This is a genomic window from Novosphingobium sp. 9U (assembly GCF_902506425.1).
Classification (GTDB): Bacteria; Pseudomonadota; Alphaproteobacteria; order Sphingomonadales; family Sphingomonadaceae; genus Novosphingobium.
The window spans coordinates 1-10,645 of sequence record NZ_LR732514.1 but is presented as its reverse complement, the minus strand read 5'-3'; the positions used below and the strand labels follow the sequence as shown (position 1 = coordinate 10,645).

At 61.7% G+C, this 10,645-nt stretch carries 9 protein-coding genes; 4 read left to right on the top strand and 5 right to left on the bottom strand.

The features are described 5' to 3' along the window. The 3 genes from GV044_RS19415 to GV044_RS19405 form a co-directional block, all read left to right on the top strand. A partial coding sequence (locus GV044_RS19415; protein WP_159874008.1) for a family 1 glycosylhydrolase occupies positions 1-863 on the top strand: 863 nt, incomplete at its 5' end. Between the two features lie 13 nt (positions 864-876). Beyond that, entirely contained in the window at positions 877-2,145 is a 1,269-nt protein-coding gene (locus GV044_RS19410; protein ID WP_159874006.1) for an MFS transporter, read from the top strand. A gap of 597 nt (positions 2,146-2,742) precedes the next feature. Then, complete coding sequence (locus tag GV044_RS19405; RefSeq protein ID WP_236555119.1) at positions 2,743-4,974, top strand: TonB-dependent siderophore receptor; 2,232 nt, start codon at positions 2,743-2,745, stop codon at positions 4,972-4,974. A 406-nt stretch (positions 4,975-5,380) separates the two neighbouring features. Here the strand turns inward: GV044_RS19405 and GV044_RS21955 are convergent, their stop codons facing one another. From GV044_RS21955 to GV044_RS19385, 5 genes are all read right to left on the bottom strand, one after another. Then, entirely contained in the window at positions 5,381-5,938 is a 558-nt protein-coding gene (locus GV044_RS21955) for a hypothetical protein (RefSeq protein WP_201299170.1), read from the bottom strand. Between the two features lie 43 nt (positions 5,939-5,981). Next, entirely contained in the window at positions 5,982-6,644 is a 663-nt protein-coding gene (locus GV044_RS19395; protein ID WP_236555118.1) for a hypothetical protein, read from the bottom strand. A 197-nt stretch (positions 6,645-6,841) separates the two neighbouring features. Beyond that, positions 6,842-7,210 (bottom strand): hypothetical protein, encoded by a 369-nt coding sequence (locus GV044_RS22890; RefSeq protein ID WP_371741655.1) that lies wholly within the window; start codon positions 7,208-7,210, stop codon positions 6,842-6,844. Positions 7,211-7,373: 163 nt separating this feature from the next. Then, entirely contained in the window at positions 7,374-8,453 is a 1,080-nt protein-coding gene (locus tag GV044_RS19390; protein ID WP_159874000.1) for a hypothetical protein, read from the bottom strand. Between the two features lie 626 nt (positions 8,454-9,079). Continuing rightward, positions 9,080-9,526, bottom strand: coding sequence for a hypothetical protein (locus GV044_RS19385; protein WP_159873998.1), 447 nt, complete (start codon positions 9,524-9,526; stop codon positions 9,080-9,082). Positions 9,527-10,385: 859 nt separating this feature from the next. On the opposite strand from GV044_RS19385, the gene GV044_RS19380 reads away from it, so the two are divergent. Continuing rightward, positions 10,386-10,645: hypothetical protein (locus GV044_RS19380; RefSeq protein WP_201299169.1), on the top strand; the 260-nt coding region annotated here is incomplete at its 3' end.

Below are 10,645 nucleotides of genomic sequence, written 5' to 3'. Positions count from 1 at the left end.
ATCAGGAACAGGCGCCGTCCCTGTTCGCGCGGTTCTGCGGCCGCGCCGCCAAGCACCTCGCAAGCGGCATCGGCTACGCGCTCACCCTGAACGAGCCCAATCTCATCGGCATGTTGCCGATGCTGCTCCCCAAGGACAGTGGCGCGCGGCTGCTCGCCGAGGACAAGCTGATGTCCCAAGCCGTGGCCAAGTCGATGAACGTGCCTCTGTACCTGTCGGGCAACGGGCTGTTCCTGCCTAACGCAGCCGTCGTTCAGGCAAATCTGATTGCCGGACACAAGGCCGCGCGCGAGGCGATGAAAGCCGCGCGTCCGGACCTGCCGGTCGGTGTCAGCCTGGCGATGAACGACGACCAGGCCGTGGGTGCCGCCAGCATGCGCGACAGCATTCGCGCACGGCTCTATGATCCCTGGCTAGAGGCCGCGCGTGCCGACGATTTCATCGGCGTCCAGAATTATTGGCGCGCGGTGTGGGACGCGAGCCATCGCCTGCCCGCGCCACCGGGGGTCGTGACCGACGAGAACGGGTCGGAGCTTTACGCACCGTCTCGAGCGAACGCGGCCCGCTACGCCCATTCGAAGTGCGGAGTTCCGGTCGTCGTCACCGAGCATGGTTGCAACGTGCTCGACGACGCGAAGCGCGCAAAGTTCATCCCTGCTGCCCTTGCCGAATTGCGCAAGGCCATGGACGAGGGCCTGCCGGTGCGCGGCTACACGCACTGGTCGCTGATCGACAACTACGAGTGGTTCTTCGGTTACAAGCCGCGCTACGGCCTCCACTCGCTTGACCGGACGACATTCGCCCGCACGCCAAAGCCGAGCGCGGCCGTGCTGGGCGACATCGCCCGTCGCAACTCGCTCTAGAAGGAGTCCGTCGATGGCGTTCGCCCACACTCCTGACGCGTCGATAACGGACGCCGCGCCTTCGACCGTGGAAGAGTTGAAGCGCGGCTGGCGCCCGCTCGTCGCCTGCTCGATCGGGATCGGGCTGGGCCTGTCGCCGATACCGGCCTATACCGCGGGCATATTCGCTTCGGCGCTCGAGCAGGATATCGGCTGGCCGCGCAGCCAGATACTGGTCACGCTGACCTTCATACCCATCGCACTCATCAGCCTTGGCGCGATCGTCGGCCGCTTGGCCGACCGGATCGGCGCGCGCAAGGTGGCAATCTGCTCGACGATCGGCCTCAGCCTTTCCTTTGTTCTTTTGGCGACGATAAGCCGCACGATCGGGCACTTCTACGCGGCCTGGGCGTGCCTTGCGGTGGTTTCGCTCGGCACGCTGCCGACCACTTATGCTCGGATGATAACCGGCTGGTTCGACAGGGCGCGCGGCCTTGCGCTGGGCATTGCGCTGGCCGGCACCGGAGTGACTGGCGCGCTCGCGCCGTTCTACCTGAGCTGGGTGATCGGCGCCTATGGGTGGCGTGTCGGCTATCTCGCCTACGGCGCGCTTCCGCTGGTCATTGCATTGCCTGTCCTGATCGCATGGCTCAAGGAACCTGAGCGCGCCAGTGAGGCTGCGCGGGCATCGGAAGCGGCGGGAACGTCCGTTCGTGCCGCTCTTCACGACTATCGATTCTGGGCACTCGCACTTGCCGCCCTTGGGCTCGCTGCCGGGACCTCGGGATTGATGCCCAACCTCGTTCCGCTGCTGAGCGAGCACGGCATCTCGAAGCAGTCCGCGACGACCGTGATGGCGGCGATGGCGATCAGCGTCACCGGAGGGCGCCTGCTGTCGGGCGTTCTGCTCGACCGCCTGCGCGCGCCGTTTGTCGCGCTCATCGTTGTCACGCCAGCCATACTCGCTCTTGCTGCGCTGGCGCAGCCTGATATCGACCTGACGACGGGCATCGCCTGCGGCGTGACGATCGGGCTCGTGGCCGGCGCCGAATTCGACCTCGTCGCTTATCTCATCGGCCGGTACTTTGGCCGCCGACATTTCAGCGAGCTCTATTCGATCCAGTATGCCATCTTTGGCCTCGGCGCCGGCTTTGCGCCGGCCGTGTACGGCGGGCTGCGCGACCGCATGGGAAGCTACGACATGACCATCGTGACTTCGGCGGTTCTGTTCGTCTGCTCGATCGCCGCCTTCTTCACACTGGGCCGCTATCCCGCGCACGGTGATGCCATACCCGCCGAGTGACCTGATCGGCGCTCGGCTTTGAGCGACCACGCAGCGCAGCGCTCAACCTCCGCCGAATGATTGTGTTATGCCCCGGCAAAGCCACAGTCATGGTCCAGTGAACTCGCTTTAGCGAGCAGCCCGCAGGCAACAGCCATTCAGGCCGCCATGCTTGGCGAAATCGTAGGCGGACAGGTCGGACCGCCCGTCCTGACATGATCAAACAGGACCGTGCTAAACTCTGCCGCGAAGGCGCTTGCGACCTCGCTCCACATGTTCTGGTCGCATCCGAAGCCATGGACGGACATCATCGTGCGCGTGCCAGCACCGGCGGTTGTCACGTTGTCGTGGCTCAGTTCCATCCTGCACGGTTACCGATGCTCATCCGATCGGACTGCAATTGCGGGTGCAGACTCCTCATCCTTCCAACTTCGATTGCTGCGGGTTTCGGATCCTCGTGACCGTGAGCGCACGTGTTGCACAAGCCGTTGAGAGCACGGTTTTGCTTGGCTCCGCCGAGGCATAGGGAACCTCTCGCAAGAGGTCTTGCGCAACCGGTCGGTTCTTCGATCGGACCAGCTCGCCACTTCGCCTTCTTATTGCAACTTATTCTCATTCGTGACAAGGGCGGCCAAGAACAGGCTGCGTAAGGGCGCGGCCGATCTCGTCATCAGGGTTCCCGCCATGCTCGTTCGTCGCGTTCCGTTGCGTCTTTCTGCCATGCTGCTGGCTGGTTCGGCCCTTGCACCTCCGGCCGCGGCGCAGGCACAGCACACGGCCGACGACACCGATAAGACATCCGGCGTTCTCCAGACTACCCGCACCGACAAGGGCGCGATCATCGTAACTGCCGACCGCTTCGTGCCCGATGGTGCGATCACCGCGAGCAAGACCACCGCGCCGCTGATCGAGACGCCGCAATCGGTTTCGGTCATCTCACGCGATCAGATCGACCTGCTGAACTTCATCGACGTGCAGCAGGCGGTGCGCTACACCGCCGGCGTCGCGGGAGAGAACTACGGCCCGGACTTGCGCTTCGACTTCCTGCGCGTCCGCGGCTTCATCCCGGTCCAATATATCGACGGTGTCCAGGCGCCGGTTAGCGACACCATCGATAATGTCGGGCTCGACCTTTACGGCTTCGAGGCGGTCGACATTCTCAAGGGATCGGCCTCGACGCTCTATGGCAGTACGCCTCCAGGCGGCATCTACAATCTTACCAGCCGCCGGCCTTCCTCGCAGCTCGGCGGCGAGATCCAAGTCAAGTACGGCACCGACGACTTCAAGCAGGCCGCCGGCACGATCACCGGCGAATTGACGCCCGGGATCAGCGCGCGCCTGACCGGCCTCTACCGCGACCGTGACAGCCAGACCGACTTCGTCACCGCCCGCCGCGCCTATGTCGCGCCTGCGGTGTCCTTCGAGATCGGCCCGGATACAAAGGTTACCGCGCTCGGCTACTACCAGTGGGACCGCGTCGAGGGCGACACCAACGGATTCCTGCCCGCCGCGGGCGTGCTGTTCGACAATCCGGTTGGCCGCGTGCGCCGCAGCGTTAACCTGGGCGAGCCGGATTACAACTTCTATCGCCGCGAGCAGTGGGGCGCTGGCTACGAGCTGACCCACCAGTTCTCGTCTGCGCTACGGTTCACCCAGAACCTGCGCTGGACCGATTATAGCGAGTATCAGCAGGTGATCTACGCCGGCAGCCTTGGCGCCGACAACCGCACCGTCTCGCGCTTCAACTTCCCTTCGCGCGACGACACCCAGCAGTTCACCGTCGACAACCGCCTCGACGCCAGCTTCGCCACCGGCGACATTGAACACCGCGTGCTCGTGGGGCTCGACTTCCGCAACTACCGCGAGCAGTCGGCGTTCGGCTTCGGTTTCGCCAGCGACATAGACCTGTTCGATCCGGTCTATAGCACCGCACCGATCGCGGTGCCGGCATTCGGCGACAACTTCACCGACATCCGCCTCAAGCAGTACGGCCTCTACGCGCAGGACCAGATGAAGCTTGGCGGCTTCATCCTGACGCTGTCGGGCCGGCAGGATTGGACCCGCATCACCGACTATCGCATCGGCTTCGAAGGCAGGGACAAGCAGGACAAGTTCACCTGGCGCGCCGGCGCGACTTACGTGACCGAGGCCGGCGTCGCGCCTTACCTCAGCTACTCGACCTCGTTCCTGACCAACGTAGGTTCGACCTTCGCGGGCGAGCGGTTCGCGCCCAGCGAAGGCAAGCAGTGGGAGGTGGGCATCAAGTACGACGCTCGAGGCCTCAGCGACGATGTTAAGCTGTTCGCCACCGCGGCGGTGTTCCACATCAAGCAAGACAACCCGCTGCTGACCGACCCCAACAACGTGTTCTTCGACATCCAGACCGGCCGCGTCGTGTCCAAGGGCATCGAACTGGAGGCGGTCGCGCGCTTTTACCAAAAGCTGAGCGTCAATGCCTCGTACAGCTACACCGATGCCAAGATCACCCGCAGCGATTTCGCTCCCGAAGTCGGCGCGCGGCTGGAGGCGACGCCACGCCATAAGGCCTCGTTGTTCGTCGACTACACACAAGACTTGGGTGCGCTGGCCGGCTTCGGCGGCGGTGCGGGCGTGCGGCACCTCAGCAGCAGCCCCGGCGTGATCCCCTCGACCATCGGCGGCGAGCTCTACTCCAGCCCGGCAGTGACGCTGTTCGACGCCACGCTGCACTACGACCTGCCCGGCTGGCGCTTTGCGATCAACGGCAGCAACATGTTCGACAAGCGCTACGCCGGCCGCTGCAACGGCCCGACCGGCTGCTTCTTCGCGCAGGCGCGACAGGTGATCGGCACGGTAACGAAGCAATTCTGATCGCCCTGTCAGATGAGCGCGGCACGGAGTGGTAGCGGCAGCTGCTGCCCTGCCTCGTGCCGGGTGCAGAGTTGATCCATCGCCGTGCCGCCCAAACACAGGCCGCCGGCGGCAGTGCTGTCCCGCCACTTGGGGCCGCCTAGCGGCAGCGTTACTGCTTGGGTGAACGTTTTTGAGCGCTGAATTGAGGCGGCATACTGTGGTCGACACCAAACGCCCATAAAGTGGGACGACGACCCATAACTGGCCATTCCAGCCGCCCTATCCGCTCCCCAAGTGCGGCCATCCATTCATATGAACGATCGACCGCCTCCGGAGAGCTGGATCAGTGGCCTGAGGCAAGAGAGGTGGGAAACGGTCGTACGCGCTGCTCACTCCGCCTCAGTGCTAACTAATAGCGCGGCCCTCACAATATGCTCAGGAAACGGTCATCCTCATCGAAGCGACAGGTGAAAAACGTCGTTCGCTTGCCTTCGCGATCGTACCAGCCCTGAACCATAGACCCGTCGCGTTGGCGGATCGGAGCATTCACGGTGATCTCGCTCGGGCGACGGTCAAAGCGGGTCGCCGCCTGCCCCCGGCAGAGTTGAGACAGCTCGTACGGCGCGACGCTGCCACTCGCCCGCGGACGATCACGATCACGATCGCGATTGGGGTCCCGGTCGCGCTCACGGTCGCGCCCGGAAGCGCGCTGCTCGCAGTCTGGCGCAGGTGAGCTAGTGATCGAACTGTAGCGGCCCTCCATGGTGGCGATTGTCACGCATTGACGCCGCTCTGCGTTCCACCAGTAGGTGTAACTGCGATCGTCGCCTTTCTCTCCTCCGAGGTTGCGGTAGCCTCGGCGCTGCAGCTCGCCCTCCGCCTGTCCGGCGCGGGCGCCCACCATGTCGCGCAGACCTCGTGGTGTGTTCTGCGCCAACGCAGGAGTCGACAGCAGGGCAGCGAGCAGAAGGAAGCGCTTCATTGTCGATCTCCCATGAATTGTGTCCATCGATACAGATCAGCGGTTAGCGCGTGAACAGGAATCCTATGATTAGCATCAGAACCAGCGCCTGTGATGTTGCCAGCACAACATGGCCGAGCGCCCGTACATGGCTGATGCCGCGAGCCGCTGCGAACCAGCGAACTTCCACGATTGCGAAGTACGTGAGGCTCGCGACTGCGAGAAGTCGCCCAGCGGCGTGCGCGGGGCCATTTGGCACAAGGATCAGGCTCGTCCCAATCCCGAGACCGAGGGCAAACACTGCGGACGGGTAGCATTGCTCGTAGAAGGGCTGCCGCAGCGTGAGGCGGCTGAGCGCCAAGCGCCTGCTTCGCACCAGCCGCGCCGCTAGGGACAGCGCGAATCCGGCAAATGCGGCGACACGAACAACAAGCGCCGTCGCATCGTCGTCAACCAGCGAGGCGAGACCATGATTATCGGCGATCAGCGCGTCCGACTGCCCGAGTGCGGTCGCACCCGCGTGCGCGAGCAGAAGCGACAGGGCGAGAAACAGGGGCGGGCTGAGAATGCTGCCATATTGCTCTTCGTCGGGGAGAGCTGCTTGCTGCTCGACTTCGGCCATGAGGCGCAGCGGCCCCACCGTCGCTCGCCACAGCGTTATGGGGAAGAACAGGAGCCAGCTCATCACCTCGTAGAGGAGCTCGTCAAGCGAGTTGAGCCACTTCATAAAGTCCATACGCCATCATGAGGCGACAAGGACCATGTCGCAATGCGAGAGCCTTGGGTCGTCCACCATTGGGAATGAGCAGCCTGGCCGCTCTGGAGGTTAGAAAGCCAGCAGGCGCCGTCCCCCGCGCACTTTCGCCGAGACCCACAAGTGGACGTTCAGACCGCCCTACCCGCTTCCCAACTTCTTCCATCCATTCATCTCTGAACGACCGACCGCATTAGGCGAGCCGACTCTGTCGTCCCAGCCATGCAAACGGAGTGGAAAGCGGACCTTGCTCTTCGATTCATGTGATTGTCTGGGTCCCAATCCCGTATGCTAGGTGTCACCGGAAGTCCAAGGCTTTGGCCATCAAGCCACTCGATCACTCGACCGTCCATGTTCCTAGCTGCAAGTAGGTCTGTGTGAGCTAACATCATTCCGAGCAGTAGTGCTTGGACTTCATCCACGCCACCAGCCCTCTTGTTCTTCGTCCCTTCCGGCCAGTCGATTTGGACCGGGCAGAAGAAACTACCAGCATCTTCCTGAGGTTTGTAAAAGCGACATTTCGCCTGCTGTCCGTCGATTTTTGAAAACTCGTCGAGCGATCACGTCGTCGGTCATGCGACTCCTCCTGTGTTACGGCTTAAACGCGCTCGCCAACGACCGCTACGGGTGGAAACCTGCCTGTCCGCTTGTGGGAGGCCCAAGCGCCATAGCTGCCATAGATCGCAATCGACTTTGCGGCAGCTAGCTACGCCGATAAATTGAAATGACGTTCGTCACCTGAGTCCAGACCTCATTGCCTTTGGCTGTGAAGCCAGCCTCACCCCCTGAGACGCCAAGCGGGAAGAACTGCGCCACCGCTCCCTTATTTAGGTCTACAAGGGCCGCTTGAACTACCCCGCCTTTTTTCTCTGGCCACGACATAAGCGCAAAATGCCCGTCAGGATTGACTTCAAGGATGCCTCCATTCCAGAAGTCTTTTACGGTTGTGGAGATCGACCACAGCACCTTCCCGGTATCCAAGTCACGAAACTCCAACAGTGGACCCGTCCGCGGCTTGGGCGGTGGTACCTTAGGGCAATTTCTACTCCATGCCTCGCAGATGATCTGGACGCCGTCGGGCTGTAGCTCACGGGTATTAAGGACTTGCTTCCCCGATGGAACAAGGACCAAGCGGTTGCGCCTTTCCTTGCCAAAAGGAGAAGCTACTTCGATAGGCGGCGAGCCCTGTATCCATCGAACCCATGTATCCCCATCTTGATTGCGGATTGTGACGACTGAACGAATGCGGCCTGCCTTCACCACAGCCGTTGCCGCCGCTATCGAAAACCGGGCATCAAACCCTGCCTTGCGCTGGTTGAACGACCTCAAGCTACTTAGCGGGAGGCGGTCCAAAACTTGCCCGTGCGCGGCATCGATCATTGCCAGCTCCGGCGCCGGATCGGCGTGGGGCGGTCGGTAGAAGCTTCCATTGGTTCCGACCTGAACCAAGGCCATTGCGGAGTTCCGTATCCATTGAACGGCATCGAGAGGACCAGCGGGGGATGGCTTCAGGCTTGTAGGTACGGTAGAACCGTCCATCGCCAGACGCATCAGCGTCAGACCTGACAAAGGAAAGTGCGAGGGATAGGCCACTTCCTGCTTGGCAGCCCAAACCGACTTTGAGTCGCCCGACCATCCAATTGGCGGCTCTCCTCCCGTGAGAGACTGAAAACCGGAGTTGCTCAAGGGAGTGGCGAAGGTTCTTGTCTGGCCTGACTTTACATCCGCTACCGCGACCTCGTCGCGATTTAGCCATGCGAAGCCGCTGCCGTCTGGGGCCATCGACGGCCAGGTCAAGCTGTTGATGCCTTTAGCGTTGATACAGTGAGCGGACGTCAATCTGTAAGGTCCCGCGCTTTCGAGTTCGGTTTTGAAGCGCCCCTCGAAATGAGCCGGGCAATTCGTGACCGTTATTTCTGGCGCTACGGCGCCACCAGTCAAAATGGCTACCGCAGATAGGAGTAGGCAGCGCCCTAGAATTGCGTGATCCTAGTCCAACAAAGTGACGGCCCGTCATTCAAGTACATTTTCTCAAGGTGCCAGAGGCAGCAGATGCCGTCCACGAGAATGTCTGCAATCCGGTGAGGACTGGTGCGATCTGAACGGCAACGATTGGGCGAAACCTACCAATCCTCGCCTGAGTGTGCGAGAAACAGGTCATTTCCAACACCCAAACGCCGGAAAACCCTGTCTCCTATGGCGCTGCGCGTCAGCCATGTGTTTCTCGACATCCCAGCTTGCACGAGAAAACTTAGCCGAACTGATGACCGAGTTGGGTGGATGCCGTTGAAAAAGTTGTCTCCAGCCAGCGCAGTGGTCCGCCCCGTCAGCAGACGACTTTTTCAACGGCATCGGTGGGGAGTGGACGTTCGACAGCTGCGGATAGTCAGATCCGGCGGGCACGATTATCAGTCAGGATTGGTTGGTACGCGCAAGCGCTTCGTTGGGGGGAGCTCATGCGAAGTGAGGTTGGTCTTAAGCCAACGACGAAACTCGATTGTTTTGCTGATGTAGCTGCTGAAGAACATCAAGACCCAGTTACCGCATGCAAAGGCCCACCCCCATCCATGGTCTGGCCCAGAGGATGACTGGATCAATGCACCGAACCCAACCGAGATGACGGTCACGAGGAAGAACCCGACGCGGCAGTCGAGATTGTAGTCGATCAAGACGCCTTGCTGATCGTGGCCTACATGCAGGCAACACGCGCCCAGCCCGTTGAACATCCAACCATTGCCCTCGGGGCGAGGCTTGTCTGCGGTGTCCTTACTTTGCGGTCGAAACTCAATACTGTCGCCAGCAATCTTGATCATATCAACCGTCTGCGCTGAAAGCGCTGCTTCGAGACGTTCCATGGGTTGCAGTTGCGTGAGCTCTGATCGCCGAATGCTCAAACGACCGGAGATTGAGAGCGGGAATGCCATTCGTCCGAGTTACCGTCGTCCGGTGAAATAACCGTGTACTCAGCATCCACGGGTATCGTCTGACATTGGGCGTGAGCGGACAGGCCGACTCCGTCTGAGAAGGGTAGTTAGCGGACATCGCGCAAATGCGTGAGATCTGCGGCACGCGCGACCTCTGCCGGGTAGGCGAGCCAAACTCGTTGCCTGTCGTCAGCGCCCGTTGTGAGATACGGGACCCAGCGTTCTCCAACCTTTGGCGGTGGTAGCCCGTCATCGCAAGCCGATGAGCCCCACCCACGCACGAAACGCACTGTCACGGCGATGTACGAGCCGTATACAACCCGATCGACTGTCCCGGAAGCCATCCACGGGTGAGCGTCGGAAACAGGTTCGTGCGTGTAGGCTGCATGCGAAATCGTGATTACGGCGACCGCAGAAATTGTTCCGCCCTGATAGCCGTTCGACAGTTTTTGCGCTGGAGAGCGATCCTCGCGACATGCCTCAGCAGACGTCGCCATCGTCGCTGATGTGGCCAGCAATATTGCGAGCATGATGCGCATACCCGCATGCGTACCACCTTATGGAACGTCCGCTAGTCGGCGTGAGCAGCCTGGCAGCTTTCGGGCGGCAACCGAGTAGGCGCCCTACCCTGCTCGGTTCCACCGAGACCCATAACCCGCCATTCAGACTGCGGTGGCCGCTCCCCGACTTTAGCCGCTTACTCAGCTTCGGATGGGACGGGCTGTAACCGTAATGCAGCAGTTTACGACGACGACTTTCAAGGCTCACGGTCGTGCGCTAGCGCTGCTTCATGACCGAGGTACCTGTAATCAACTGGGCACGAGGCGAGAAGTTCGGCCTTGATCTACCAGCGCATATCGAGGCGTTGCGGGACGGCGGACCCACATTCCTGACGCAGGCCTTTCGCGAGAGCGGCGCCCTCCGGCCGGATAACAGCGTCACTCAGATCTCTAGCCTCGACCAAATGAAGCTGGGTGGCACCGGGAGCAAGGCACTGCTCTCGGTGACCTACGAGCGCGACGTGCCCGGCCTATCGCAGAACCTGTTCGT